Consider the following 26,804-nt stretch of genomic DNA (forward strand, 5'->3'; position numbering starts at 1 on the left):
CTTGAGAAAGAGCCCCAACTCCCGGTGACCCCGGTGAGTTGGGGCTTTTTCGCGTTCCGGAGCCTTCTCGGTGACGTACGGTTGCCCCATGAGTTGCCCCGATCTCTCTGAGACGTACGTCGTTCGTGCCATACGTGCCGAGGAATGGCCCGCTGTGAAGGCGCTGCGGCTCCTTGCGCTGCAGGACCCCGTGGCGCACCTCGCCTTCCTGGAGAAGTACGACCTGGCCCTGGCCAAGCCCGACTCCTACTGGCAGGAGCGTACGGCCGGGTGTGCGGAAGGGGCGGCCGACGCGCGCCAGTTCGTCGCGGAGGGGCCGGACGGCGCGTGGGTCGGTACCGTCACGGTGCTGCTGGAGGAGGCCGGTACGAAGGACTGGGCTGGTTTTCCGGTCGAGCGGTGGCAGGGGCACGTCGTCGGCGTCTACGTGCGGCCCGAGCACCGCGGATGCGGGCTGACCGAGGTGCTGTTCGAGGAGGCCCTGGAGTGGGCCTGGAGCCTCGGGGTGGAGCGGGTGCGGCTGATCGTGCACGAGGACAACGGTCGTGCCCAGGCGTTCTACCGGAAGGTGGGCTTTACGCCGAGCGGAGTGACGGTGCCGTTGTCCGTGAACGACAACGGCAACGGCGGGGTGGAGCGGGAGCTGGAGTTGGTCATCGAGCGACCGTAGACGGGGGCCGGCCGGGGGCGGGTTGCCCTCGGCTATGCGGGCAGTTCGTCATGGGGCCAGCGGTTGCGGGCCTGTTCCCTGGAGCGGAGCAGGGCCAGAGTGGGCAGACCCTGGTCCCGTCCCGTGGTCAGAAGGTCCGGGAGCCGGGGCAGGGGAGCCACCGCTGCCACGTCGTCCAGGATCAGGGTGAATGGTGGGTCGAGGCGACCGGAGGATGACCGTTCGGCCATGCGGCGGCCGCGCTCGACCACGCTGGAGGCGAGGGCCGTCAGCAGTGGCATGGCACCGGGGTGCTGGCGGGGGTCCTCGATGGATTCACCGACCACATAAAGCGTTCCCCCTTCGTCGACGAAGGAATCCAAGGCGAGGCTGTCAGTTCGGTTGGGTGTGCATGCCTCGCGGATATTGACGGTGAAGAGGGAGGACAGCGCGCGGGCCGTCAGCTCCTGCGCCATGTCCCGGCGTTCGGGGTGGGAGGTGAGCGCGGCCTCCAGTTCGCCCGCTGCGCCGGGTGACGCCTTGGGGTTCGTCCGCAGGGCGCGCACCGCCTCCTGCACCTGCGTGCCCTGGGCCCAGCGGTGGATGTGCCGGACGGTGCGGCCGTCTATGGCGGCGGCGTGCAGATAGCTCCGCAGGAGCGTTTCCGCCACGTCGGCCACCGCCTCGTCGATACGGGCCGTGGGACGGACGGGGGCGAGAAGCGCGACAGCGCGTGCTGCGGCGGTCGCCTTGTCGGCGCAGTCGGAGAACGGCGACCAGTGCAGCCGGGCAGGGGTGTCGCACAGGTGGGAGGGGTCGTAGAGGAGGACGGGGCCCAGCTTGGCGCGGGCGTCCTTGGTCTCGTACCACAGGGCGGGACTGGAGGTGATGACCAGCGCGGGCCCCTCCGCGTCGCGTACGGCCTGGGCCGCGACGGGATGACGGACATCGGGGCCGCCGAGGACCACGGAGGGCGCCTTCCCGGTGCCGGTGACGGGAGCGGGGGCGCCGGGAGCCACGGGTGCGGCGCCTGCGGGCAGGGCCTGTTCGACACCGGTGGTCGCGGCGCCCGGGCCGGTGGCCGGCGCGAGCGGCTGTGTGCCGAGGTGCTGGGGAAGAGGTGCGGCAGCCGGGGCCGGGTGGGGGGCCGAGCCCGGGGCGACGGCGGGGAGCGGATCGGCCGCCGCGCCGGGCGCCGTCCCCTGCGGTCCACCGGACGAGGTCACGTCCCCGTACGGTCTCCCGCGTGTCGCCCGGTGGGCTCTCGCCGCCGCGGCCTCCGCCTTTCTCCGGGCTCGTACCGCCTTCCAACGTGCCACCGTGCCGATCGCGAACACCGTGAGCACGAACAGCACCATCAGTTCGCCTATGAACAGCCCCCAGAACAGCCCGTATCCGGCGAGCTGGCCCGGCGGTGTGTCCGGCCAGGCGCCCGTGATGTCGTGAGGACGGGTGATCAGGTGGCGCATGGCCACCGGGGTGCTGCTGATCCGTACACCGTGCGGCCACGCGCCCCGGGCGATCCAGCCCGCGAGGCCCGTGGCCGTCCACACCATCAGCGTCACGCCCAGCAGGAAGGCGAGCACACCCACCAACAGCCCGTCGGGGATCCCGCCCTGGCCGTCCTGCTGCCGCCCCTGCTGTTCCTTGACCGGTTTCATCGGGACCCCATGAACCCCATGTTTCTCATGTCTCTACGCCACCGTGGTCTCGGACGAGCCGTCCAGGTCGCTCAGCCGTTGTTCGACGAAGGACGCCGCGCGTTCCTCCGCCTCCCGCTCCGCGGCGCGCAGCGCGTCGTCCGCGAGGTGGTCGCTCGACGACTCCGTCATGGCGCGGTCGGTGAAGACCAGCGGCCGTTCCATCTCGGTGACCAGGTGTTTGACGACCTGCACGTTGCCGTTGACGTCCCACACCGCGATACCGGGGCTCAGAGTCGGGATGATCTCCACCGCCCAGCGCGGCAGGCCCAGTACCCGGCCCGTCGCCCGTGCCTCGTCGGCCTTCTGGGCGTAGATCGTCCTGGTCGACGCCATCTTCAGGATCGCCGCCGCTTCCTTGGCCGCCGCTCCGTCCACCACGTCGCTCAGGTGGTGGACCACGGCCACGAAGGACAGGCCGAGGCGCCGGCCGAACTTCAGCAGCCGCTGGAACAGCTGGGCGACGAACGGGCTGTTGATGATGTGCCAGGCCTCCTCGACCAGGAAGATGCGCTTCTTCCGGTCGGGGCGGATCCAGGTGTGCTCCAGCCACACACCGACGATCGCCATCAGGATCGGCATGGCGATGGAGTTCCGGTCGATGTGGGACAGGTCGAACACGATCAGCGGGGCGTCCAGGTCGATGCCGACCGTGGTGGGGCCGTCGAACATGCCGCGCAGGTCACCGTCGACCAGGCGGTCCAGGACGAGGGCCACGTCCAGGCCCCAGGCGCGTACGTCGTCCAGGGCGACGTTCATGGCCTCCGCCGACTCGGGCTCGGGGTGCCGTAGCTGTTCGACGATGTCGCTGAGCACGGGCTGGCGTTCGACGATCGTCTCGTTGACGTAGGCGTGTGCGACCTTCAGGGCGAAGCCGGACCGCTCGTCCAGGCCGTGGCCCATCGCCACCTCGATGATCGTGCGGAGCAGCGCCAGCTGCCCGGTCGTGGTGATCGACGGGTCGAGCGGGTTGAGCCGGATGCCGTGGTCCAGGGCGGCCGTCGGGTCGAGCCGGATGGGTGTTATCCCCAGCTCCTCGGCGATGAGGTTCCACTCGCCGACGCCGTCCTCGCCCTGTGCGTCCAGCACCACGACCTGCCGGTCGCGGAAGCGGAGCTGGCGCAGCACGTAGGTCTTCTCCAGTGCCGACTTGCCGTTGCCGGACTCGCCGAGGACGAGCCAGTGCGGCGCCGGGAGCTGCTGGCCGTACAGCTGGAAGGGGTCGTAGACGTACCCCTTACCGGAGTACACCTCGCGGCCGATGATGACGCCGGAGTCGCCGAGGCCGGGCGCGGCCGTCGGCAGGTAGACGGCCTGGGCCTGGCCCGTGGAGGTGCGGACGGGCAGCCGGGTCGTCTCGACCTTGCCGAAGAGGAAGGACGTGAAGGCGTCGGTCAGGACGGACAACGGATCCCGCATCAGGCATTACCTCCGAATGCCGGTGGCGAAGGGGAGCGTGTTCACGAAGGCCCGGTGGTGCTCGCGGTCGCACCACTCCAGCTTCAGGTACGACTTGCCTGCCGAGGCACGGATGGTCCGCTTGTCGCGGGCCAGGGCTTCCGGGGAACGGGAGGAGACGGTGATGTAGCCGACCAGGTTGACGCCGGCGGCGCCGCTCGCCAGATCCTCACCGCGCTGGTCGAGGCGGGAGTGGGCGGCGATGTCGCGGGGGTCGACGGTGCGGTTCATCTTGGCGGCACGGCTGGCCTCCGCCTCGTCGTTCGTCTTCTCCGTCAGCATCCGCTCGATGGCGACCTCGGTGGGTTCGAGGTCCATGGTGACGGCCACGGTGCGGATGACGTCCGGGGTGTGGACGAGGAGGGGCGCGAGGAAGTTCACGCCGACCGGGGTCATCGGCCACTCCTTGACCCACGCGGTGGCGTGGCACCAGGGCGCGCGGGTGGAGGACTCGCGGGTCTTGGCCTGGAGGTAGGTGGGCTCCGTGGCGTCGAGCTCCGCGGGCCAGGCGTTGCGCCTGGTCATCGCCTGGATGTGGTCGATGGGGTGGTCCGGGTCGTACATGGAGTGGATGAGGGAGGCGAGCCGCCCCTGCCCCAGCGGCTGCCGTACGCGGATGTCGGCTTCCTGCAGCCGCGAGCAGATGTCGGTCAGCTCGCGCGCCATGACGACCGCGAGTCCCGCGTCCCGGTCGACCTTCTTACCGCCCTGCGGCCGGGCCGCGCGCGCCATGGCCTGTGCCTCGGCCGCCAGTTCGCGGGTGTAGTGCATACAGGCGACGAGGTAGGCGCGGTGCTGCTCGCTGCTCGTCGACACCATGGAGAGCAGCTGGTCGTACGACTGCTGCAGCCAGTTCGGCGAGCGCCCGTCGCCTCGCTGGGCGACGTCCTTGGCGTGCGCGTCCGGGTCGGCGGGCAGGGTGCGGGCGAGCATCTGCAGGCGGGTGACGAAGCCGTCGCCGTTCGCGACGTGCTTCAGCAGGGTGCCGAAGCGGTCGACGAGGGCCTCCTGGTCCTCGCTGTCGCGCAGGCCGACGCCGGGGCCCTCGATCTCGATGGCGGCGGTGACCGTCCTGCGGTCGGCGTGCAGGAGGACGGCGATCTCGTCCGGCCCGAAGGGGGCGGCCAGCCAGGCGATGCGGCCGATGCCCGGAGGCGGCCCGATCTCGACCTCGCGCCCGTCGAGCCGGGTGCCGGCCTCCATGACCCCGGACCGGTAGGCGGCGCTCTGCCGGAGCGTCCGCTTGTAACTGCGGTTGATCTCGAACCACTTGTAGAACGTGCGGTGCTTGTACGGCACGTACACGGCGGCCAGCGCCAGCAGTGGGAAGCCCATCAGCAGCACGATGCGCAGGGACAGGACGGGGACGAGGAGCCCGCACATCATGCCGAGGAACGCGCCCGCGATGATCAGCGCGATCTCGCCGGTCTCGCGGTTGCGGCCGATGATCGCGTTCGGCCGGGCGCGGCCGATCAGATATGTACGGCGGGGCGTGACCGGATGGGACACGTGGGACTCGGTCGTCAACGCCCTTCACCTCCCGTGCGGTTGGTACTGCTGTTGCGGGTGCTGCTCGCGTGCGGCGTCTGGGCCGGGCTGGTACGCGGCGGGGGCGCGGAGGGGACGGCTCCGCCGCCGCCCGGGGTACGGGTGCTGTGCGCGGCCACGCCACCGGAGGCGGGGTTGGCGGGACGGGGCGGCTGGGTGGCGCCGGCGGCCCCGCCGCCGTTGCTGTCGGCGCGCGTGCTGTGGGTCTTGATGCCCTGGGCGACGAGGGTCGCCGGGGAGCTGATGACGGCCGCGGCCTTGCGCTCCGCGCCCTGCATGATGCGGTTGTTGCGGGAGTTGACGATCTCGTCACCGAACCCGGGCACGAAACGGTAGATCATGGCGCTCGAGAAGATGGCGAGCAGGATGATGGCGAGGCCGGAGACCACGGCGGCGAGGGAGTCCGGGCCGCCGTCGGAGGCGAGGGCGCCGGCGAGGCCGAGCACGATGACGATGACCGGCTTGACCAGGATGACCGCGATCATGATGCCCGCCCAGCGGCGGACATGGCCCCAGAGGTTCTTGTCGACGAGGCCGGAGTAGACGACGACGCCGAGCAGGGCGCCGACGTAGAGGAGGACGGCCCGCAGGAACAGCTCCAGGTAGAGGACGCCGGCGGCGAGGATCGACACCAGCGAGACGATGATCAGCATGATCGGGCCGCCGCCGATGTCGGTGCCCTTGGCGAGGGCGCCGGAGAACGTGCCGAAGAACGTGTTCGTCTGGTCGCCGGTGGCCTTGGCCAGGACGTCGCTGACGGCGTCGGTCGCCGAGACGACGGTGTAGAGGATCAGCGGGGTGAACGCGGAGGCCAGCACCGTGAGCCAGAGGAACCCGACGGCTTCGCTGATGGCGGTACCGAGCGGCACGCCGCGCACGGCGCGCTTGGCCACGGCCAGCAGCCACAGGACGAGGGTGAGGATCGCGGAGGCCGCGAAGACGATGGCGTACTGCTGGAGGAACTTCTGGTTGGTGAAGTCGACGCTCGCGGTCTCCTTGACGGCCTCGCTGAGCTTGTCGATGGTCCAGGAGGCGGCTTTGGCGCAGCCCTTTGCCAGGGAGGAGAGGGGGTCGAGGGGGTTGTCGTCGGGGACGAGGGATGGACCGCTGCCGGAGCGGGAGTGGTGGTCCAGGTCGCAGCGGCTTCTGGCGGGGCCGACGATGAGGTCGCACCCGTTGTCCGACGGGGACGGAGTCGGGGAGGGCGCTGCAGCGGCTCGGGTGGCCAGCAGGACGGTGGCCGTCTGCAGGGCTGTGAGCGCTGCGGTGACCTTGAGGGCGAGGCGCGGGCTACCGGGCATAGGTGAAGCCTCCGAACTCCTCGACGGCCTTCGAGATCTCCTCGGACGTTGAGACCTTGTTGTCGCCGTTGACCGGCGCAGGTCCTGCCTTCTGGGAGAAGCTGTCGACCTTCCAGTCGCCGCCGGACCAGCGCATCTGGAGCGTCATGGTGAAGTAGTCGTTGCTGACCGGGTTGGTCGAGTCGTCGCCCGTCGTACCGAAGACACCTGTGCACCACACCTCGACGGTCGCGGCCGTGCCCGAGTACTGGGTGGTCCTGGTACCGATGGGCATGGTGCGTGAGACGTATGTGTGGCCCCCGGTCGGATTGCCGTTGTCATCCAGGCCGAGCTTGTTCAGGAACTCCTTGCTGTACACCTTGTTGAACTTGGCCTCCAGGGCGGACACCTGGCTGGGGACGAACACCTGTTGCAGGATCTCGCTGCGCCGCACCGGCTTGAGGATGTCGGCCGACACCAGCGCCACCGCGTAGTTCGCCGCAGCCGACTCCGCTCCCTGCTGGTCATGAGCGAACCCCGAAGGAATCCCCCCGTTCTTCGACCGCACCGGCCGCGCCCCCGACGCCGCCGTGGGGGCCGAGTCCGCTCTGCTCTGGCCGCCGTCCGCCGACGACGCACCCTCGCCCCCCCGGTTCGCGAAGGCGATCGCTGCGATCAGCAGGACGACCACGCCGACCACCGTGACCAGGCTCCGGGACGAGGACCGGCCCCGCCGGGCACCCCCGTACACGTCACCGCCCCGGCCGCCGGGGAGTCGGGTGCGGGTCTGTCCGACCCCGCCGTACTCCGTGTCGCCCCCGCCGGAGGCACCGTCACCGAGACTCACGCCGCGCACGCCCCCTTCAGCTGTTGGCCTACTTGAACCGCGTAGAAGTACGACGGTAGCCGTGCTGGTCGCCGCGCGGGCGCGGTGTGGTGACTCGACATCAGGGAAACGCAACCTCAGCCGGTGGGCGCGACGGACGAATGGGTCGGAGGGGCTACCGGGCGCGCCCGGCCGGGGACTGACGGCGCGCCGGAGGGGCCCGGCGGTCCAGGGCCGGGCCTAGACGGCCATGCCGTACACGATCGTGAACAGCGTGCCCAGGGAGCCGATGATGAAGACCCCGGTCAGACCCGCGATGATGAGGCCCTTGCCCTGCTCGGCGCTGAACGTGTCGCGCAGGGCGGTCGCGCCGATGCGCTGTTTGGCCGCACCCCAGATCGCGATCGCCAGGCAGAGCAGGATGGCTACGGCCATCACCACCTCGACCATCACGCGAGCCTCGTTGCCCAGGCTGCCGAACGGTCCCCAGTCCGGGGCGATACCGCCGATAATCGTGTTGATGTCGCCCTTTGCGGCCGCGAGCTGCATGTAAGTCACCGCCCCTGTTGGGTTGTTCCGTACCCCCTGTCACCGTCGCAGAGGTCAGGGCCATTCTCGCCGACAATGCCGCTGTCGCATGTCGACTTGGCGTCATTGGTTGGCGGCTTTCGTGCGTGTCCCTTGCGTTCGGCCCGCGTGGGACCCTCGCGAGGGGCGTGGACCGGTGTGTGAGGGCGCGTATGGTTACTGTGTGTATCACGGCAGGTCACGCCGGGCAATGAAGTCGCAGCGGAACCTGGTGTGTGGTTCCGTCGTTAACGTCTTCTGCGCCGTGGGGCCTGGTGAGCCCCGTGACGCGAGCCGACCGGCCGGCCCGTGGCGTACGGGCGTCACCCGTACGAGCGGAAGGCTATCCCTGAACGGGGGGCGCGTACGCGTCGGGTGGGGGCACGTCAGATCGCACCGATGTGCGCCGAAGCACGAGATGCCCGGGAAGACGAGAACCCCGGAAAGACGAGGAGCCCGGGAAGACGAGAACCCCGGGAAGGCGAGGAGCCCGGGAAGGCGAGGAGCCCGGGAAGGCGCGGAGCCCGGGAAGGCGCGGATTCCTGCGAGGGCGCACGGCGACGGCCGCGGCCGGCGTGGCGGCGACGGCCGAGTCCCTACGGCGCCACCTGCCGGGCGGGTCGGTCCGTTGGGGGTGTCCTACACAACGTGCGTTCTGCTGGTTCCGGTTGACGGGGACGTGCGTGCGGGTGCGTCGCCGGTTCGGTGTTCCCGGCGACGAGGCGGCGGCCCGGGACGACTTCGACTTGTTCGGTACGCGCCTACGAGGGACTCCTGGAGTCCTGACTTCCGCATCGCCGAACCCGGGCGCCCGCCTTACCGGTCGATGCCCGCGGGATGGCGGGGTGTGGCGCCGACTTGCCGCCGCTCCGACTCGTTCGAACTTACGTATGGGAACGGGAGTGCATCGTGCATGTGTACGAGGATGATGTGTGCGCAGAGGGGCGGGTATCCGTGGGTGACCGGACGGGATGCCTCCGGAAAGAGGGCGTGCGTTGCGCCGAATGCTCTTGCTGACCTGGGGAAACGAAACCTCATAGGAAGATTTCAGATTGGTCACGGAGCTTTTCTCACCTTTCTGGGCCACAGTAAGAGGTGATGAACGGCATCACACGCCCCCCTGGTAACCGGCGGCACGCGTTCTTGGGCGCCGTCGTGCTGCTCGCTGCCACCTCCTCCTCCGTGGCGGCGGCCGCCGGCAGTCCCGGACCGCTGGGCGTGACCGTGCAGGCGCCCGCCTCTCAGGCCAGCTCCCGCATCGGCCCGCTGTTCGGCGCGTCCGGCGGTCTGGAGGGCGGTCACTTCTGCACCGCCTCCGTCGTGCACAGCAAGCACGGCAACCTGATCGTGACCGCCGCGCACTGCGCGGGCAGCGGCACGCTCTGGTTCGCCCCCGGCTACCGGGACGGCAAGGCTCCCTACGGCGTGTGGAAGGTGACCAAGACCTTCGTCGGTGACCGCTGGAGCGGTGGCCAGGACGAGGACAGCGACGTGGCGTTCGGCACCGTGGAGTCCATCGGGGGCGTCGAGGTCGAGAGCATCGTGGGCGGCAACAGGTTCGTCACCGGGCACGAGACCGGCGCCACCGCCGTGACCGTCACCGGCTACCCGGACTCCGAGGAGTCCCCGATCACCTGTACCAACAGGCCGACCGTCCACAGCCGCACCCAGCAGCGCATCGACTGCCCGAGCTTCACCAGCGGCACGAGCGGAAGCCCCTGGGTGAACGGCTACGGCGAGGTCGTGGGGGTCCTCGGCGGACACGAACAGGGCGGTTCCACCCCGGACATCTCCTACAGCGTGGTCCTCGGGCGCGAGGCCGCGGATCTGTACCGGACCGCGTCCGGCGGGTAGGTCCGGCGGGTAGGGGGTTGGCATCGGGTCCGGCGGGTAGGTCGGGCGCCGGGTCCGGCGGGTGGCGCCTGGGGTGCCGTTCCGGGAGCCAAGGCCAGGGTCGTCGTCCGGCGGGTGGGGCCGGCACCGGGTCCGGCGGGTAGGGCCTGGGGTGCCGTTCCGGGAGCCAAGGCCAGGGGCGCCGTCCGCCGGGGAGGAGCAGGGCCGCGATCGGCGCGTGGGACCGGGGCCGCGACCTGCCGGTAGGGCCGGTGCCGCATCCCGCGAGGCCGCGAGCGGCACCCCGTCGCCTCCCACGAGCAGTACCACCGGCCATCGCTTCGGCGGTGGCCGGTCCTGTGCGGTCCCGGGTGGCCCGGCCAGGCCTTTTCAGGGTCGGCGGCCGGCTTCCCGCCTACACTGACCCTCGGCGTACTCCCGGGCGGCGAGGGGCGGTTGACGGTGCGTAAGGCGTGGATCTGGGCGACCGCAGCCGTCGGTGCCGCGCTGGGCTTCGTGATGCTGCTCGTCGTCGGGGTCTACACGGTCGCCGGGAACCTCGCGAACGGTATCGGCGGGGGGTCCGTCGGCCTCGCCAAGAACGCCGTCCCCGCCGCGTACTCCGCCCTCGTGAAGAAGTGGGGCAACATGTGCAGCGCCATCAACCCGGCGCTGCTCGCCGCGCAGCTCTACCAGGAGAGCGGTTTCAACCCGAACGCCAAGAGCCCCGCGAAGGCCGAGGGCATAGCGCAGTTCATCCCCGGCACCTGGGCCATCCACGGCATCGACGGCAACGGCGACGGCAAGGCCGACGTGTGGGACCCGCGGGACGCGATCCCGTCGGCCGCCTCCTACGACTGCAAGCTCGCCTCCTACGTCAAGGACCAGCCCGGCAACCTGACGGAGAACATGCTGGCCGCGTACAACGCCGGCGCCTACGCGGTCATCCGGTACGGAGGCGTGCCGCCGTACAAGGAGACCCAGAACTACGTCAAGACCATCACGACCCTGGCGAAGAGCTTCGCCGCACCCGTCCAGCGGCTCGACCCCTCCAAGCAGGCGGCCGAGGCCATCAACTACGCACAGCAGAAGCTCGGCACCCCGTATCTGTGGGGTGGCGACGGCACGCCCGAGGAGGGCGGACGTTTCGACTGCTCCGGCCTGACCAAGGCCGCGTACGCGAGCGTCGGCATCACACTGCCGCGCGTCGCCAACGACCAGTACAACGCCGGGCCGCACCCCCGCCGTGACGAGCTCCTCCCCGGCGATCTGGTGTTCTTCTCGCACGACCCGACCGACTCCCGCGCCATCCACCACGTCGGGATCTACGTCGGCGGCGGCTACATGATCGACGCGCCGAGAACCGGTGCCGTGATCCGTTTCGACCCGATCGACGGCTCCGACTACTTCGGGGCGACGCGTGTCACCGCGGATGGCGCGAAAGCGCTGCCCACGACGGTGTGAACCGGGATGTGAACGGCGCACGCGCAGGGGTGCGCCGGCTGGAACTCTCCCTCACACGCACCCCCGTGAGCTGCGAAGACGTGTCTCTCTTCGATAACGTTGGCGTGATCATTCGGTGGAATGCGGAACGTGGGGAACAGGACTGTGCGTTCCTTCTCCCGTAGAGCGTTGACGTATGGCTGCGGGCTCGACGTGGAGCGGATCTACGACCACGGCGGTGGTGCAGCGGCGCGCGCACGGCGTGTCCGCGGACGGGACGGACGACGAAGGGGCCGCGCACGATGGCTGGACTGGCCGAATCAGGGTCGAACCCCGACGTCGACCTGCTCTACGACATCAATGGCCTGGCCAAGGAAGCGCCGCACTGGTTCGACCGGGTCATGGAGTTCGTCGGCGAGTGGGGTCTGCCGTTGGTCATGGTGCTGCTCGTCCTGTGGTGCTGGACGAGTGTGCGCCGCAGGGGCGGCGAGAACGCGGCGGCGTCCGTGGCGGCGATCGTCTGGGCGCCCCTGGCCGCCGGTGTCGGGGTGCTGGTGAACGTGCCGATCCGGGGCTTCGTGGAGCGCCCCCGGCCGTTCGTCGACCACCAGGGGCTGGACGTCCTCGTCACCGGCAAGACCGACTACTCCTTCGTCAGCGACCACGCCACCCTGACCATGGCGATGGCCGTCGGACTCTTCGTGGCGAACCGGAAGTTCGGGCTTCTCGGTCTCGGCCTGGCGCTCCTCGAGGGCTTCTGCCGGGTCTACATGGGCGTGCACTACCCGACCGACGTCATCGGCGGCTTCGCCCTCGGCACCGCCGTCGCCCTGCTGCTCTCCCCGCTCGCCACGGCCCTGCTCACCCCGGTCATGAAGGCCGTCGAACACGCGCCGCGCGCCGGCCGGCTGGTCCGGGCCCGTGGGGAGCGCGCCGCGAAGACCGTGATCTCCGGGTCGCGGCGGGAGTCCCGCCCGCAGGACAGGGACCTGGCGGCGTAGTGCTCCTCAGGTCCTGACACCGCCTCACACCGCCTCACAGCGACTGCGGGAACGTGAAGAAGCCGTCCGGGTCGTACCGGTGCTTCAGCTGGGCGAGGCGGGTTGCCGCGTCCCCGTAGTACGCCTTCCGCCAGTCGGCGAGCGTCGGGTCCGTGTAGTTCTGGTACGCCGCCCCGGACGCGTAGTTCCGCATCGACGCGTGCGCGGAGTTCAGCCACGACTGGGCCGTCGCACCCGAGGTGCCGGCCTGCCAGCTCGCGATGTACTGCGCCAGCATCCGCGACCGGCGGTGCACGAACGCCGTCGCCGTCGGAGCCACCCGGTTGACCGCGCCGCCGAGCGCGGTGAACGCGATGCTGCCCGCGCCGCCCCGTACCCGGGTGATCTGCCGCAGGAGCGTCCGGACGCCGTCCGCCGGGATCGAGCGGTCGAAGAAGTCGGAGCGGGCCGCGTACGTCTCCCGGCCGAGGGCGCCCTGCGGGTTGCGGCCCGGCGTCGAGCCCGGCAGGTGGCACTGGGCGGCCGTGGGGAAGGAGGAGCAGCCCGCGTACGCCTCCATCGCGCCCTCGTAGGAGTGCCGCCGGAGCGAGACGCCGCGTGCCGGGGAGCCGACCTTCGCGGCGAGACGGTCGACGGCGTTCTGGAGTTCGCCGTAGCTGCCGAGCGAGAAGGCGGCGACGGAGACGGTGGGCGTGCCGCCGTTCTCGAGGTGGCAGGAGGACCAGATCTCGTCGGGCTGGCCCGGGCCCCACTCCTGCCAGGCCCCGAGCACTGCGGCCGCCTCGGACCACGGCCAGGTCAGGTAGGCCGACACCGCCTGCGGCGCCGGGTGGGTCCGGAAGCGCAGTTCGGTGACGACGCCGAAATTGCCGTTGCCCGCGCCGCGCAGCGCCCAGAACAGGTCCTTGTTCTCGGTGGCGTTGGCCACGACCTGTTTGCCGTCCGCCGTGACCAGGGTCGCCTGGGTGAGGCTGTCACAGGTCAGGCCGTACGCCCGGGACACCACCCCGTGGCCGCCGCCGAGGGTGAGGCCGGAGACGCCGACCGTGGGGCAGGAACCGGCGGGTATCGTCACGCCCTTCGCGGTGAGCGCACGGTACACGTCCATCAGCTTGGAACCGGCGCCCACGACCGCCGCGCTCCCGCTCGCCCGTATCGTGTTCAGCCTGCTCACGTCGACGATCAGGCGCCCGTCCCCCGAGGACCAACCGGCGTAGGAGTGGCCGCCGTTGCGTATGGCGACCTTGACGCGGTGCATGCGCGCGTACGCCAGCACGGTGCGGATGTCGTCGGTGTGTGCCACGTATGCCACCGCCGCCGGCTTCAGCCCGTCGAAGCGGGTGTTGTAGAGCTGGTGGGCGGTGGGCCAGGCGTGGTCGCCGGGGCGCACCAGGGTGCCGTCCAGGTCCCTGGCCAGGGCCGTCCAGTCGGCGGGGGACTGCGCGCCGGCTCCGCCCGTGCGCAGGGACGTGCCGATGCCGGCCGAAGTGCCGCTGCCGCACGCGGTGGTGGTGGCCGTCGCCGCGAGCGCGGCGGTGGCCCCGCCGATGAACGTACGCCGTCGCATGTGCGCCTCCCTTGGTTCTGCAGAACGAGACGGGGCCTCCTCGCGAGGGGTTGCGCCGGGAAGTGCCACAGAATCGCAACAGGGTGAGCGCGGTGCGGGCGTGGGGGCCGGAGCCGCAGACGGAGTGCGGGGACGCCGCCCAGTGCTGTGACCGGAGAGGTTCACCGGCTCGCGACGCCCGGCACGGCACCTCGCCGCGTTGTCGCATCACCCGCGTACATCCAGTACGCGGGCGATGCTCCGCCTTGCGATGCTCCACCCTGCCCCCGGACGAACACAACCGGCAAATGACACCTAACGGAGCCCTACTAGCCGGGCGCGTGAACCTCCGCGTCCGACCGTGCCAGGCTGCGCGCCCTGCGGGCCGGCCCCCGCCAGCCGCAACTGCACCGGGCCACACAGAAACGGCCCTGTTCGACCGTCGTCGTGCGGTGTTCCTCGGGGCCGGGGGCGTCCTGCTGCTCCACTCCGACAAGGTTACCCAGGGCACGTGAAGTCCCGGTGGCGCGCGTGACGGGTCCTCCTACCGGTCGTTAACCGGAACGACAGGAGGGCACCGGGACGGACCGGCTGGGGGTAGGCAGGCGATGGTGGTGCGGCAGCGCGGTCGGGTCGGTGCGGCGGTGGTCGCGACGGTGGGGCTTCTGGTCTGCTCCCCCTCGCTCACCGGTTGTGCCGGCGGTGGGGCCGCCGCCGAGGACGCGAGCTCCGGCCCGGGCGCCGTGCAGGCGTTGCACCGGGCGGCCGCGGCCCTGGAGCGCGCGGGCAGCTCCAAGGCCCGTACGTCGATGGAGATGGCGACCGGCGGCACCCGGGTCACCATCCGCGGCGAGGGCGTCTACGACTACCGGAGCCGGCTCGGCCGACTGACGGTGACGCTCCCTCAGGACCCGGCCGGCGCCGAGGAACACCGGCCGATCACCGAACTGCTCGCGCCGGGCGCGCTGTTCATGAAGAACCGGGGAGCGGGGGTGCCCGCGGACAAGTGGGTGCGGGTCGACACGACCACCCTCTCCGACGGCAACCTGGTCACCGGCGGCGCCACCGACCCGTACGCGGCCGCCGAACTGCTGCGCGGGGTGCGGAAGGCGACGTACGTCGGCAGGACCGAGATCGGTGGGGCCCGGGTGTGGCACTACCGCGGGGTCGCCGACATCGGGCTCGCGGCGCGCGACGCGTCCGCCGGGGACAGGAGGGCGCTCCAGGCGGCGGCGAAAGGGTTCGCCACGGCCGAGGTCCCGTTCGACGCCTACCTCGACGACGAGGGGCGCATCCGCGAGGTCCGCCACCGGTTCAGTTTCGCGGGCGGGCGGCGGAGGACGCCGGTGGCGGTGGCCTCGACGACGGTGCTGTACGACTTCGGGTCCCCGGTCGGCGTGCGGCTGCCAGCGTCCGGGGACATCTTCGCCGGGAAGATCGCCGAGCAGTGAGATGCGGGCGAGTGGCTGGAAGCGGCCGTTGGAGAGTCGCCGGACCCGGTCGCCGGGGAGTGGCCGGATGTGGTCGTGGGCGACGGTCGGAAGTGGCGCGGTCGAGGGGGCCGGAAATGGTCCGTCCGTGCCATGCGCGGCGCCCGGCCGCTCCCTACGCTAGGGCCTGGCCCTAGGAAGCCGGTGACGGCAGAAAGAGGTGATGCACGTGGCTCCGGTCGGCGGTACGGCAGTTCAGGACCACGTGGCCCTCGCCGAGATCGAGCTGTGCGGTGACCTGATCATCGCGGCCTCGGCCGCACACGAGGACCGGCTGAGTCTGGAAAGCATCGACGAGGTGCTGAAGGTGGCCGAGGAACGGAACGAACTGGTCGAAGGGGGCGAACGGGACACATTCGGCGAGTGATCCGCACCGCTCCGCCCCGTTCCGCCGTCAGGTCCGCAGCAAGCGCCCGATCGCCTTCGTCGCCTCCTCCACCTTCGCGTCGATCTCCGTGCCGCCCTTCAGTGCGGCGTCGGCGACGCAGTGGCGCAGATGCTCCTCCAGCAGCTGGAGCGCGAAGGACTGCAGGGCCTTCGTGGAGGCGGAGACCTGCGTGAGTATGTCGATGCAGTACACGTCCTCGTCGACCATGCGCTGCAGGCCGCGGATCTGGCCCTCGATGCGGCGCAGCCGCTTGAGGTGCTCGTCCTTCTGCTTGTGGTAGCCGTGGATGCCGCGGTCGTGGTCGGTCACCACGGCTTCGGTGCCCTCGGGGGGCACCGTCGCGCCGGCCTCGGTCGTCGTCATCGCGTCCTCCTCGTGCCCCGCGGACATATACCCCCCACCGGTATATGGTAACGAACTTTGCTGGGTATACGGCTCTTGGTCACTGTCCGGCCACCTCCGCGGCGCCCCCGTGAGGACCACACTGTCCGATGGGTGACACTGGAGGACGGCCCCTTAGCCGTGGCCGGATGATGCCCTTAGCATCAGCCTGACCGAAACCGAAGCATCCTGAGGACCCCACGTGCGCTTTCGTCTGACCCCCAGGGAGACGAGCTTCTACGACATGTTCGCCGCGTCCGCGGACAACATCGTCACCGGCTCGAAACTCCTGATGGAACTGCTCGGGGCTGACGCCTCCGCCCGGGCCGAGATCGCAGAGCGTATGCGGGCCGCGGAACACGCCGGTGACGACGCCACGCACGCGATCTTCCACCAGCTGAACTCCTCGTTCATCACGCCGTTCGACCGTGAGGACATCTACTCCCTCGCGTCGTCCCTCGACGACATCATGGACTTCATGGAGGAGGCCGTCGACCTGGTCGTCCTCTACAACGTCGAGGAACTGCCCAAGGGCGTCGAGCAGCAGATCGAGGTGCTGGCGCGGGCGGCGGAGTTGACGGCCGAGGCGATGCCGAACCTCCGCACGATGGAGAACCTCACCGAGTACTGGATCGAGGTCAACCGGCTGGAGAACCAGGCGGACCAGATCCACCGCAAGCTGCTGGCCCATCTGTTCAACGGCAAGTACGACGCGATAGAGGTCCTGAAGCTCAAACAGATCGTGGACGTGCTGGAGGAGGCCGCGGACGCGTTCGAGCACGTGGCCAACACCGTGGAGACCATCGCGGTCAAGGAGTCCTGAGGCGTCCATGGACACCTTCGCTCTGATCCTGACCATCCTGGTCGCACTCCTCTTCGCATACACCAACGGCTTCCACGACTCCGCGAACGCCATCGCGACCTCCGTCTCGACGCGGGCGCTGACCCCACGCGCGGCGCTGGCGATGGCGGCGGTGATGAACCTCGCCGGTGCCTTCCTGGGCAGCGGCGTGGCGAAGACGGTCAGCGAGGGACTCATCCAGACGCCTGCGGGCGGCAACGGGATGGGGATCCTGTTCGCCGCACTGCTCGGCGCCATCGTCTGGAACCTGATCACCTGGTACTACGGCCTGCCGTCGTCCTCGTCGCACGCGCTGTTCGGCGGACTGGTGGGCGCGGCCCTCGCGGGCGGTACGACGGTGCACTGGTCCGGCGTCGTGGACAAGGTCATCACGCCCATGTTCCTGTCCCCGGTGGTGGGCCTGATCGTCGGCTACCTGGTGATGATGGTCATCATGTGGCTCTTCCGGCGGTCCAACCCGCACAAGGCCAAGCGCGGTTTCCGCATAGCCCAGACGGTGTCGGCGGCCGGCATGGCCCTCGGCCACGGTCTGCAGGACGCGCAGAAGACGATGGGCGTCGTGGTGATGGCGCTGGTCATCGCGGACGTCCAGCACTACGGGGACCCCATCCCGGTGTGGGTGAAACTGATCTCCGCGCTGATGCTGTCGCTGGGCACCTACGCGGGCGGCTGGCGCATCATGCGCACCCTGGGCCGCAAGATCATCGAGCTGGACCCGCCGCAGGGGTTCGCGGCCGAGACCACGGGGGCGTCGATCATGTTCGCGACGGCGTTCCTGTTCAAGGCGCCGATCTCCACGACGCATGTGATCACCTCGGCGATCATGGGCGTGGGCGCGACGAAGCGGGTGAACGCGGTGCGCTGGGGCGTGGCGAAGAACATCGTCCTGGGCTGGTTCATCACGATGCCGGCGGCGGCGCTGGTCGCGGCGACGGCCTACGGGCTGATCAACCTGGCGTTCCTGTAGGCACCCGCTCTCCGGTGTCACCGGGCCGGCCCGCGGTCTCGAGATGCGGGTGCCGGCAGGCCGGCAAAACTGGATATATGGGTACGAAGGCACTTCTTCAAGGTGGACCCGAGGAGCTGGCCGGGAAGGTCGTGCCGGTCGTTCCTCCCGGCCAGGAACTCAAGATCCCGCACCGTGGTGGGTACGAGCACTACAAGGTCACCACGCGCCATGAGGACGTCGAGGAGCAGAACGTCACCGTGTACCGGTGGTGGGAGCGGACGGAAGTGGCCGAGTAGCGGGCCGGACGCGAGCGGGCCCGCCCCCGGGAACCGGGGGCGGGCCCTCTTCGTCCTCGCGGTGGCACCGCCATGCAGCACCGCGAGGGGTTCTCGGACGACCGCCGGATCAGCCGAAGCGACCCGAGATGTAGTCCTCGGTCGCCTGGACCGACGGGTTGGAGAAGATCCGCTCGGTCTCGTCGATCTCGATGAGCCTGCCCGGCTGCCCCACGGCAGCCAGGTTGAAGAACGCCGTACGGTCCGAGACGCGCGCCGCCTGCTGCATGTTGTGCGTCACGATGACGATCGTGAAGCGCTCCTTCAGCTCGCCGATCAGGTCCTCGATGGCGAGGGTGGAGATCGGGTCCAGGGCCGAGCAGGGCTCGTCCATCAGGAGCACCTTCGGCTCCACGGCGATCGCCCGCGCGATGCACAGACGCTGCTGCTGACCGCCGGACAGGCCGGAGCCCGGCTTGTTCAGGCGGTCCTTCACCTCGTTCCAGAGGTTGGCGCCCTTGAGCGACTTCTCGACGATGTCCGCCAGTTCGCTCTTCCTGTAGTTGCCGTTCAGCCGCAGGCCCGCCGCCACGTTGTCGAAGATCGACATCGTGGGGAAGGGGTTCGGGCGCTGGAAGACCATCCCGACGGTGCGGCGCACCGCGACCGGGTCCACGCCGGTGCCGTAGAGGTCCTCGTCGTCCAGGAGGACCTTGCCCTCGACACGGCCGCCGGGGGTGACCTCGTGCATGCGGTTGAGGGTGCGCAGGAAGGTGGACTTGCCGCAGCCGGACGGGCCGATGAAGGCCGTCACCGAGCGCGGCTCGACGGTCATCGAGATGTCCTCGATCGCCTTGTGGGTGCCGTAGTAGGCGGTCAGGCCGCTGACGTCTATTCGCTTGGCCATGAGTCACTGCTTCTTTCAAAAACGGGGTCGGGTCGCTGGTCGGCCGCGTCAGCGGCCCGTCTTCGGGGCCTTCCAGCGGGCGATGGCCCGGGCCACGAGGTTGAGGATCATCACGAAGGCGATCAGCACGAGGGCTGCCGCCCATGCGCGGTCGTACGCGGCGTCGTTGCCGTACACGTACTGCTCGTAGATGTAGAACGGCAGCGACGACTGCGGCCCGTTGAACGGGTCGTTGTTGATCAGCTGGTTACCGAACACGAGCAGCAGGACGGGGGCGGTCTCACCGGCGATACGGGCCACGGCCAGCATGACGCCGGTGGTGATGCCGCCGATCGCGGTGGGGATGACCACCTTGAGGATCGTGCGCCACTTCGGGACGCCGAGCGCCAGCGAGGCCTCGCGCAGTTCGTTGGGTACGAGCTTCAGCATCTCCTCGGTCGACCGCACGACCACCGGGATCATCAGGATGGTCAGCGCGAGGGAGCCGGCGAATCCCGAGTAGCCGAAGCCGAGGATCAGGATCCAGAACGCCAGGATGAACAGGCCGGAGACGATCGACGGGATGCCGGTCATGACGTCCACGAAGAACGTGACCGCCAGGGCGAGCTTCCCGCGCCCGTACTCGACGAGGTAGACCGCGGTGAGGATGCCGATCGGGACGGCGATCAGGGAGGCGAGGCCCACCTGCTCCAGCGTGCCGATGATGGCGTGGTAGACGCCGCCGCCCGGATCGGTCGGGATCACTCCGGCCATGGAGTGAGTCAGGAAGTACCCGTCGAGAACCTTCACACCGCGCGCGACGGTCTCCTGGACCAGTGAGAACAGCGGTACGACGGCGATGATGAAGCACGCCCACACGATGCTCGTGGCCACGCGGTCCTTGGCCTGCCGACGGTCCTCCGCGGCGGAGGTCACCACGTATGTGCCGACGACGAACAGGGCCAGGGCGATCAGACCCCACTGGATGTGGCTGGTGAGGCCGAAGCCGGCCCCGATCGCGACGGCGACGGCGATCGATGCGCCGGCGATGGCGGCGGGCGCCCACCGGGGCAGCCTCCGCTGGGTCAGCATCCGGCGGGGGGCGTCGGCGTCCGCGGTCGGCCGCTGGTCGGTCATGGTCTCACTCATGCGTTGGCCCCCGAGTACTCCTTGCGGCGGGCGATGATCAGCCGGGCCGCGCCGTTCACCAGGAGGGTGATCACGAAGAGGACGAGACCGGAGGCGATGAGGGCGTCGCGGCCGAAGTCCGAGGCCTCACCGAAATGGGAGGCGATGTTCGCGGCGAAGGTGCCGCCGCCCGGGTCGAGCAGGTGCAGGCTCAGGGTGTCCGACGACGACAGGACGGTGGCCACGGCCATGGTCTCGCCGAGGGCGCGGCCCAGGCCCAGCATGGAGGCGCTGATGATCCCGGAGCGGGCGAACGGCAGCACCGACATCCGGATGACTTCCCACCGGGTGGCGCCGAGGGCCAGCGCGGCCTCCTCGTGTGCCTTGGGGACCTGGCGGATGACCTCACGGCTCACGTTGGTGATCACCGGCAGGATCATGATGGCCAGCAGGATGCCCACGGTGAAAAGGGAACGGGCCGCGGTGCCGCGGTTGGTCTGGTCGAAGACGACGGTCCAGCCGAAGTACTGGTCCAGCCACAACGTCAGCCCGTTCAGGTGCGGCACCAGGAAGAGGGCGCCCCACAGGCCGTAGACGATGCTGGGGACGGCTGCGAGCAGGTCGACGACGTACGCGATGGGGGCGCCCAGGCGGCGCGGCGCGTAGTGGGTGATGAACAGCGCGATGCCGACGGCGATGGGCACCGCGATGATCATCGCGATGACCGAGCTGACGACCGTGCCGTACAGCAGGACCGCGATACCGAAGACCGGCGGGGTGCTGTTGGCGTTCCACTCGAAGGTGGTGATGAAGTTGCCGTGGTCCTTCGCGATGGCGTTCACGGCGCGAGCCGTGAGGAAGGCCGCGATGGCGGCCATGATCACGAGCAGCAGGATGCCGGAACCGCGGGACAGGCCGGAGAAGACGCGGTCACCGGGTCGGGTGACGGCGCTCGTGCTCTTCGCGGCGGGGGGCGGAGGCGATTGTGTCTGTGCCGGTATTCCCATGACTCTCTCCGGTCTGGATGGGGGACGGTTCCCCCGATGGCGGTGCACCGGATGGGTGGTGGCGCCGGTCCGGTCCCGCGGTCGGTTCGACCACGGGACCGGGACCCGGCGCCGTTGAGTTGTCGGTCAGGAGAGGCTGCTGATGGCGTCCCGGACCTTGGTGGCGATCTCCGTGGGCAGCGGGGCGTAGCCCATGGACGGCAGCTTGGACTGGGCGTCCTCGCTGGCGATGTAGTTCAGGAACGCCTTGGTGGCGGGCAGGGTGTCGGCCTTGTTGCCCTTCGAGCACACGATCTCGCTGGTGACCAGGACGATCGGCCAGGCGCCCTCCGCCTTGGTGGCGTAGTCGAGCTTGAGGGCCAGGTCGCCGTTGGTGCCGACGATCTTGGCGGCGGCGATCGCCTTGGAGGCGGAGTCGGTGGACAGCGCGACCGGCTGGGAGGCACCGGTGTTCAGCTTGGCCGTCTGCAGGCTGTTCGAGGTGGCGTAGGACAGCTCGTCGTAGCCGATGGCGCCCTGGGTCTGCTTGACGCCCGCCGCGACACCGGAGGAGCCCTTCGCGGACTGGCCGCCCGAGGCCTGCCAGGACTTGCCGCCGCTGTACTTCCAGTCGTCCGGGGCGGCGGCCTTGAGGTACTTGGTGAAGTTGTCGGTGGTGCCCGAGTCCTCGGTGCGGTGGTAGGGCTGGATCGCCATGTCCGGCAGCTTGGCGCCCGGGTTCAGCTTCGCGATGGCCGGGTCGTTCCACTTCTTGATCTTCGAGTCGAAGATCTGGGCGGTGGTCTTCGCGTCCAGGACCAGGTTGTCCACACCCGGAAGGTTGTAGATGATCGCGATCGGGCCGCCGACCATCGGCAGGTCGATGCCCTGACCGCCGCTGCAGACCTTCTTGGACTGCTGGATCTCCTCCGGCTTCAGCGGGGAGTCGGAGCCGGCGAACGCGGTGCTGCCCTGCAGGAACTCCTGGATGCCGGCACCGGAGCCGACACCCTTGTAGTTGATCTGGGCGCCCGTGCAGGCCTGCATGAAGTTCTTGGCCCACAGGGCCATGGCGTTCTGCTGCGCGGTGGAACCGGAGGCCAGCAGCTGACCCTTGGCGTTGTCGCACTTGATGTTGCTGTTGCTCGCGGCCGCCGAGCTGTTTCCGCTGCCGCTGCCGGTGTTGCTGCCGCTGTTGTTGTCGGAGCCGCACGCCGTGAGGGCCAGGGCGCCGGAGACGGCGAGAGCACCGAGGGTGAGGGCCCGCCGGTTCATGCGCTGAAGCTTCACTTTCGGGAGTTCCTTCCAGGAGCCGCCGTCCTGATCGGCGGCGTGCGAGGTGGTGGTGTGGGGCGCGCACGCGAGAGCGCGCCCGCCACCGGACAAGGCTGAAATTAGGCAGATCAGGTGAAGGCGCCTATGGCCGAAAGTGAACGGAGGGTGAACCCCTGCGGACGGTGTGGTTAGGTCACGGAACGCTTACGTTGAGGACACGGCGTTGTCCCGGATTCTCCTCCGATACGCCTCACCGCGCCCGAGCGGACGGGGCCCGGGGCGAGGGCGGACGACTGCGTCGGGGGCCTCTCGCTCACGCCTGGTGCAGCGAGCCGAGCAGCGCGTCGATCAGGTCGCGGTCCCGCGGCTGCGTCAGACGGTGACGGGCCGCTGCCGGGGGGAGCCACAGGACGCGGTCGACCTCGCGGTTCGGGGCGAAGAAGCCGTCCGTCGCCTCGGCCGCCCAGTAGCGGACCTGCTTGGGGCGGCCGTTCGCCAGGTAGTGGGCGGTGGGCAGGGCCGCGCCGGGCACGGCGGTGTAGCCCGTCTCCTCCGTCACTTCCCGCAGCGCCCCGGCAAGGGGGTCCTCGCCGCGCTTCAGCTTGCCTTTCGGGTGGGACCAGTCGTCGTACTTCGGCCGGTGGACCAGACAGATCTCCAGCGTGCCGTCTACGGGCGAGCGGCGCCACAGGACACAGCCCGCCGCACGGATGGTCTCCTCGGTCATCGGATGCTCCGGCTCCTCTCTCGCGCATACGTGCGCGTCCCCCATGAGCCCTGCCGTCCCCGCGGCGCCTACCGGGTACCCACCGCCTGCTTCTGCCACGACTGCTGGAAGGCGAAGCGGGCCGCCTCCACCTCGTGCCGCTGGTCGGCGTGCAGCACGCCCAGCGCGTATGCCGTCGCCGGGGCGATGCGCGGGGTGCGGGCCGCCGCTGCCGCCGCGGCCGCCGCCTCCGAGGCGTCCCGGTGCCGGTCGAGGGCCTGTCCGGCCGCGAGGAGCCGCACATCGACGGCCGTGTCCTCGCCCTGCAGCACCTCCCGGGCGTAGCGGTGCAGCCGCAGCAGCAGCCGCACCTGGTGCCAGGGGCCGTCCTGCGGGTGCGGGGCCGGGTCCGGGGACAGGCCGTGGACCAGGGCCTCCGCGTTGTACGGATGGCCCGCGGTGACCAGCGGCAGCGCGGCCACCGCGTCGGCCAGCCGCTCCTCGGCCGCCGCGGCGAGCGGGCGCAGGTCGGCGGTCGCCGCGGCCGGGGTGAGCGGCACCTCGCTGGCGAGGACGGCGACGCTGTCCGCCACCGCGTGGAAGCGGCCGGAGCCGAGCGCCTGCAGGGCCGCCGAGTGGGCGCGGGTGCGGGCCAGGGTCAGCTGACGTTCCAGCAGGGCGCCCGCCTTCGCGGCGCCCACGGTCAGGTTGCCGCGTTCGGGGACGCCGGCGGCCCGCTCGCGTGGTCCGGCGCCGTCCGCGGTGCCCGTCGACTGTGCCGGGAAGGCCGACGAGCCCGACAGCCGGTGCAGGGCGAGCAGCAGGCGCTCCAGCCGGGACGCGTACGCGTGCTCGCGGGCCAGCGTGCCCGACAGCCAGGCCAGCTCCGGCCGCATCGCCTCCGACCACTCGGTGTCGAGCAGGGCGCGGAACGTGTGCAGCGTGCCGCTGATGCGCCGGGCCGAGCGGCGCAGGGCGAGTGCGGGGTCGCCGGGGTCCTCGGCGCCGCCCCCGTCTCCCCCTCTCGCCTTCGCCCGAGCGGGGGAACCCCCCTCGCCGGCCTCGCGGTGCTGGCGCAGCGAGCGGAGGAACTCCGTGGCCCGGGCCCGCAGGTACTCCGCGAGGGCGTCCCCGGTCACGAGCGCCGCGGGATCGGCGGTGGGGCCGGTGGGGGGATCAAGGTGTTGCTGTGCCACGCCGGCGCCTCCGGGCGTCTATGAGCATCTCCTGGATGTTCGGCAGGGGTTGGCCGTCGGCGTCGAAGGCGTGCCGGATCCACTCGCCGTCCGGGCCCAGGTGCCAGGAGGAGGTGGTGTCGGACATACCGGTCTCCAGGAGCCGGTTGAGGGCCGCCCGGTGCGCCGGGTCGGTGACCCTGACGAGAGCTTCGATACGGCGGTCGAGGTTGCGGTGCATCATGTCGGCGCTGCCGATCCACACCTCCGGCTCGCCGCCGTTGCCGAAGGCGAAGACGCGGGAGTGCTCCAGGAAGCGGCCGAGGACGGACCGCACCCGGATGTTCTCCGACAGGCCGGTCACCCCCGGGCGCAGCGCGCAGATGCCGCGCACCCACACGTCGACCGGGACACCCGCCTGGGAGGCCCGGTAGAGGGAGTCGACGACCGCCTCGTCCACCATCGAGTTGACCTTGATGCGGACGTACGCGGGCCGGCCGGCCCGGTGGTGCTGGATCTCCTTGTCGACCCGGGACACCAGGCCGTCGCGCAGGGACTTCGGGGCGACCAGCAGGCGGCGGTATATCTCCCGGCGGGAGTAGCCCGACAGCCGGTTGAACAGGTCGGACAGGTCCGCGCCGACCTGCGGGTCGGCCGTCAGCAATCCCAGGTCCTCGTACAGGCGTGCGGTCTTCGGGTGGTAGTTGCCCGTTCCGACGTGGCTGTACCGGCGGAGCGTTTCGCCTTCCTGCCGGACGACCAGGGACAGCTTGCAGTGGGTCTTCAGTCCGACGAGGCCGTAGACGACGTGGCAGCCCGCCTCCTCCAGCTTGCGGGCCCACTTGATGTTGGCCTGCTCGTCGAAGCGGGCCTTGATCTCGACCAGTACGAGGACCTGCTTGCCGGACTCGGCGGCGTCGATCAGCGCGTCGACGATCGGCGAGGTCTCCGAGGTGCGGTACAGCGTCTGCTTGATCGCGAGGACGTCCGGGTCGGCCGCGGCCTGCTCCAGGAACGCCTGCACGGACGTGGAGAAGCTGTCGTACGGGTGGTGCAGCAGGACGTCCCGCTCGCGCAGCGCGGCGAAGATGTCCGGCGCGGACGCCGACTCGACCTCCGCGAGATCGCGGTGGGTGCCGGCGACGAACTTCGGGTACTTCAGCTCGGCCCGGTCGAGGTTGGCGATGCCGAAGAGGCCGGTGAGGTCCAGGGGGCCGGGCAGCGGGTACACCTCGGCCTCGGAGATCTTCAGCTCGCGCACCAGCAGGTCGAGGACGTAGCGGTCGATGGACTCCTCGACCTCCAGGCGCACCGGCGGCCCGAAGCGGCGCCGCATGAGCTCCTTCTCCAGGGCCTGGAGCAGGTTCTCCGCGTCGTCCTCCTCGACCTCGAGGTCCTCGTTGCGGGTGATCCGGAAGGTGTGGTGCTCCAGCACCTCCATGCCCGGGAACAGCTCCTCCAGGTGTGCGGCGATGACGTCCTCGATGGGGACGTAGCGCTGCGGGGAGGCCTCCAGGAGGCGGGAGAGCAGCGGCGGCACCTTGACGCGGGCGAAGTGGCGGTGGCCGGAGACCGGGTTGCGCACGACGACCGCGAGGTTCAGGGACAGGCCCGAGATGTACGGGAAGGGGTGCGCGGGGTCCACGGCCAGCGGGGTCAGCACCGGGAAGATCTGGTGCCGGAACAGCGTGAAGAGCCGCGCCTGCTCCTTGTCGGTCAGCTCGTTCCAGCGGACGATGTGGATGCCCTCCTCCGCGAGGGCGGGGGCGACGTCCTCCTGGAAGGCGGCGGCGTGCCGGGCCATCAGCTCGCGGGAACGCGCCCAGATCATCTCCAGCACCTCGCGGGGCTGGAGCCCGGACGCGGACCGGGTGGCCACCCCGGTGGCGATACGGCGCTTCAGACCCGCGACCCGGACCATGAAGAACTCGTCCAGGTTGCTGGCGAAGATCGCGAGGAACTTCGCGCGCTCCAGGAGCGGCGTGTTCGGGTCCTCGGCGAGCTCGAGGACCCGCTCGTTGAACTGGAGCCAGCTGCGCTCGCGGTCCAGGAAGCGGCCCTGGGGCAGCTGGGCGCCCTCGGCCTCCTCGTAGGCGTCGAGGTCGGCGTCGAGGTCGGGATCGAGTCCGGACACCGCCGCGGCCACGGTGTGCGGGCGGTGCGCGGCGATGGAACCCACGGAGGGCTGCTGATTCTGCACGTTCGCGCGACCCGAGGGCTCTCCCTCACGGGGGGTGACGGGGGACGGGGTGACCGGCGCCTGGGCGTTCTGCTGGCTCATAAACCCATTGTTCCGCGCCGAACGGGTGAGGGGCGCGTCGGAGGAAACGCCCGGCAGCGAGCGCGCACGGTGCGCGCCGGCCCCGTTCTCCGGGGGCGGCAAGGGCTCTGGCACGGCGGGGTTCATTGGGTGAGGGTCGCAAGTTCGTCTGAATCAATGGTTACGGCGACA

Annotated in this window: 24 protein-coding genes; 9 read left to right on the plus strand and 15 right to left on the minus strand. The window is 70.3% G+C overall.

Going from position 1 to position 26,804, the window contains the following annotated elements:
- The first annotated feature begins 88 nt into the window (after nucleotides 1–88).
- Entirely contained in the window at nucleotides 89–670 is a 582-nt protein-coding gene (locus AC5WS8_RS17045; protein ID WP_496104239.1) for a GNAT family N-acetyltransferase, read from the plus strand.
- Nucleotides 671–702: 32 nt separating this feature from the next.
- Here AC5WS8_RS17045 and AC5WS8_RS17050 read toward each other — a convergent pair whose 3' ends face one another.
- The 6 genes from AC5WS8_RS17050 to AC5WS8_RS17075 form a co-directional block, all read right to left on the minus strand.
- On the minus strand, nucleotides 703–2,310 hold the full coding sequence (locus AC5WS8_RS17050; RefSeq protein ID WP_496104240.1) for a type IV secretory system conjugative DNA transfer family protein: 1,608 nt from the start codon (nucleotides 2,308–2,310) through the stop codon (nucleotides 703–705).
- Nucleotides 2,311–2,343: 33 nt separating this feature from the next.
- Nucleotides 2,344–3,768, minus strand: coding sequence for an ATP-binding protein (locus tag AC5WS8_RS17055; protein WP_496104241.1), 1,425 nt, complete (start codon nucleotides 3,766–3,768; stop codon nucleotides 2,344–2,346).
- A 6-nt stretch (nucleotides 3,769–3,774) separates the two neighbouring features.
- Nucleotides 3,775–5,334 (minus strand): SCO6880 family protein, encoded by a 1,560-nt coding sequence (locus AC5WS8_RS17060; protein ID WP_496104242.1) that lies wholly within the window; start codon nucleotides 5,332–5,334, stop codon nucleotides 3,775–3,777.
- Nucleotides 5,331–6,656 carry a hypothetical protein gene (locus tag AC5WS8_RS17065; protein ID WP_496104243.1) on the minus strand — a complete coding sequence of 442 codons (1,326 nt, stop codon included), beginning with the start codon at nucleotides 6,654–6,656 and terminating at the stop codon, nucleotides 5,331–5,333. The genes AC5WS8_RS17060 and AC5WS8_RS17065 overlap by 4 nt, the downstream gene beginning before the upstream one ends.
- On the minus strand, nucleotides 6,646–7,482 hold the full coding sequence (locus AC5WS8_RS17070) for a DUF8175 domain-containg protein (RefSeq protein ID WP_496104244.1): 837 nt from the start codon (nucleotides 7,480–7,482) through the stop codon (nucleotides 6,646–6,648). The genes AC5WS8_RS17065 and AC5WS8_RS17070 overlap by 11 nt, the downstream gene beginning before the upstream one ends.
- 219 nt (nucleotides 7,483–7,701) lie before the next feature.
- On the minus strand, nucleotides 7,702–8,010 hold the full coding sequence (locus AC5WS8_RS17075) for a DUF8827 family protein (protein WP_451594241.1): 309 nt from the start codon (nucleotides 8,008–8,010) through the stop codon (nucleotides 7,702–7,704).
- Nucleotides 8,011–9,126: 1,116 nt separating this feature from the next.
- Here AC5WS8_RS17075 and AC5WS8_RS17080 point away from each other — a divergent pair.
- The 3 genes from AC5WS8_RS17080 (at nucleotide 9,127) to AC5WS8_RS17090 (ending at nucleotide 12,305) form a co-directional block, all read left to right on the plus strand.
- A complete protein-coding gene (locus tag AC5WS8_RS17080; RefSeq protein ID WP_496104245.1) occupies nucleotides 9,127–9,882 on the plus strand; it encodes a trypsin-like serine peptidase in 756 nt (251 codons plus the stop codon).
- 435 nt (nucleotides 9,883–10,317) lie between these two features.
- The gene (locus AC5WS8_RS17085; protein WP_496104246.1) at nucleotides 10,318–11,325 is read left to right on the plus strand and encodes a C40 family peptidase; all 1,008 of its coding nucleotides are present in this window, start codon (nucleotides 10,318–10,320) and stop codon (nucleotides 11,323–11,325) included.
- 281 nt (nucleotides 11,326–11,606) lie between these two features.
- Nucleotides 11,607–12,305: a phosphatase PAP2 family protein gene (locus AC5WS8_RS17090; protein ID WP_496104247.1), complete on the plus strand. Its 699-nt coding sequence runs from the start codon at nucleotides 11,607–11,609 to the stop codon at nucleotides 12,303–12,305.
- Nucleotides 12,306–12,339: 34 nt separating this feature from the next.
- Here the strand turns inward: AC5WS8_RS17090 and AC5WS8_RS17095 are convergent, their stop codons facing one another.
- Nucleotides 12,340–13,872, minus strand: coding sequence for an FAD-binding oxidoreductase (locus AC5WS8_RS17095; protein WP_496104248.1), 1,533 nt, complete (start codon nucleotides 13,870–13,872; stop codon nucleotides 12,340–12,342).
- Between the two features lie 587 nt (nucleotides 13,873–14,459).
- Between AC5WS8_RS17095 and AC5WS8_RS17100 the strand changes: the two genes are divergently transcribed.
- Together AC5WS8_RS17100 and AC5WS8_RS17105 are read left to right on the plus strand one after the other, a co-directional pair.
- Nucleotides 14,460–15,302 (plus strand): SCO4651 family lipoprotein, encoded by an 843-nt coding sequence (locus tag AC5WS8_RS17100; RefSeq protein ID WP_496104249.1) that lies wholly within the window; start codon nucleotides 14,460–14,462, stop codon nucleotides 15,300–15,302.
- Nucleotides 15,303–15,504: 202 nt separating this feature from the next.
- Nucleotides 15,505–15,708: a hypothetical protein gene (locus tag AC5WS8_RS17105; protein ID WP_496104250.1), complete on the plus strand. Its 204-nt coding sequence runs from the start codon at nucleotides 15,505–15,507 to the stop codon at nucleotides 15,706–15,708.
- 27 nt (nucleotides 15,709–15,735) lie between these two features.
- On the opposite strand, the gene AC5WS8_RS17110 is transcribed toward AC5WS8_RS17105, so the two are convergent.
- On the minus strand, nucleotides 15,736–16,092 hold the full coding sequence (locus tag AC5WS8_RS17110; RefSeq protein WP_496104251.1) for a metal-sensitive transcriptional regulator: 357 nt from the start codon (nucleotides 16,090–16,092) through the stop codon (nucleotides 15,736–15,738).
- Between the two features lie 220 nt (nucleotides 16,093–16,312).
- Here AC5WS8_RS17110 and AC5WS8_RS17115 point away from each other — a divergent pair, with 220 nt between their 5' ends.
- From AC5WS8_RS17115 to AC5WS8_RS17125, 3 genes are all read left to right on the plus strand, one after another.
- Nucleotides 16,313–16,933 carry a DUF47 domain-containing protein gene (locus tag AC5WS8_RS17115; protein WP_055490603.1) on the plus strand — a complete coding sequence of 207 codons (621 nt, stop codon included), beginning with the start codon at nucleotides 16,313–16,315 and terminating at the stop codon, nucleotides 16,931–16,933.
- Between the two features lie 7 nt (nucleotides 16,934–16,940).
- Entirely contained in the window at nucleotides 16,941–17,939 is a 999-nt protein-coding gene (locus AC5WS8_RS17120) for an inorganic phosphate transporter (protein ID WP_496104252.1), read from the plus strand.
- A gap of 77 nt (nucleotides 17,940–18,016) precedes the next feature.
- Entirely contained in the window at nucleotides 18,017–18,217 is a 201-nt protein-coding gene (locus AC5WS8_RS17125) for a DUF5988 family protein (RefSeq protein WP_496104253.1), read from the plus strand.
- 109 nt (nucleotides 18,218–18,326) lie between these two features.
- On the opposite strand, the gene pstB is transcribed toward AC5WS8_RS17125, so the two are convergent.
- The 7 genes from pstB to AC5WS8_RS17160 all read right to left on the minus strand — a co-directional run bounded on the left by pstB (nucleotide 18,327) and on the right by AC5WS8_RS17160 (nucleotide 26,759).
- Nucleotides 18,327–19,103: a phosphate ABC transporter ATP-binding protein PstB gene (gene pstB / locus AC5WS8_RS17130; protein WP_496104254.1), complete on the minus strand. Its 777-nt coding sequence runs from the start codon at nucleotides 19,101–19,103 to the stop codon at nucleotides 18,327–18,329.
- 48 nt (nucleotides 19,104–19,151) lie between these two features.
- Nucleotides 19,152–20,231, minus strand: coding sequence for a phosphate ABC transporter permease PstA (pstA, locus tag AC5WS8_RS17135; protein ID WP_496104255.1), 1,080 nt, complete (start codon nucleotides 20,229–20,231; stop codon nucleotides 19,152–19,154).
- A complete protein-coding gene (gene pstC, locus AC5WS8_RS17140; RefSeq protein WP_496104256.1) occupies nucleotides 20,228–21,217 on the minus strand; it encodes a phosphate ABC transporter permease subunit PstC in 990 nt (329 codons plus the stop codon). The genes pstA and pstC overlap by 4 nt, the downstream gene beginning before the upstream one ends.
- A gap of 126 nt (nucleotides 21,218–21,343) precedes the next feature.
- Complete coding sequence (pstS, locus tag AC5WS8_RS17145; RefSeq protein ID WP_496104257.1) at nucleotides 21,344–22,486, minus strand: phosphate ABC transporter substrate-binding protein PstS; 1,143 nt, start codon at nucleotides 22,484–22,486, stop codon at nucleotides 21,344–21,346.
- Between the two features lie 298 nt (nucleotides 22,487–22,784).
- Nucleotides 22,785–23,198 carry an NUDIX hydrolase gene (locus tag AC5WS8_RS17150; protein WP_496104258.1) on the minus strand — a complete coding sequence of 138 codons (414 nt, stop codon included), beginning with the start codon at nucleotides 23,196–23,198 and terminating at the stop codon, nucleotides 22,785–22,787.
- Between the two features lie 68 nt (nucleotides 23,199–23,266).
- On the minus strand, nucleotides 23,267–24,373 hold the full coding sequence (locus AC5WS8_RS17155; protein WP_496104259.1) for a CHAD domain-containing protein: 1,107 nt from the start codon (nucleotides 24,371–24,373) through the stop codon (nucleotides 23,267–23,269).
- Entirely contained in the window at nucleotides 24,354–26,759 is a 2,406-nt protein-coding gene (locus AC5WS8_RS17160) for an RNA degradosome polyphosphate kinase (protein WP_496104260.1), read from the minus strand. Before AC5WS8_RS17160 ends, AC5WS8_RS17155 begins: the two co-directional genes overlap by 20 nt.
- Nucleotides 26,760–26,804: the final 45 nt, after the last annotated feature.

This window comes from Streptomyces sp. PTL18 (assembly GCF_059510295.1).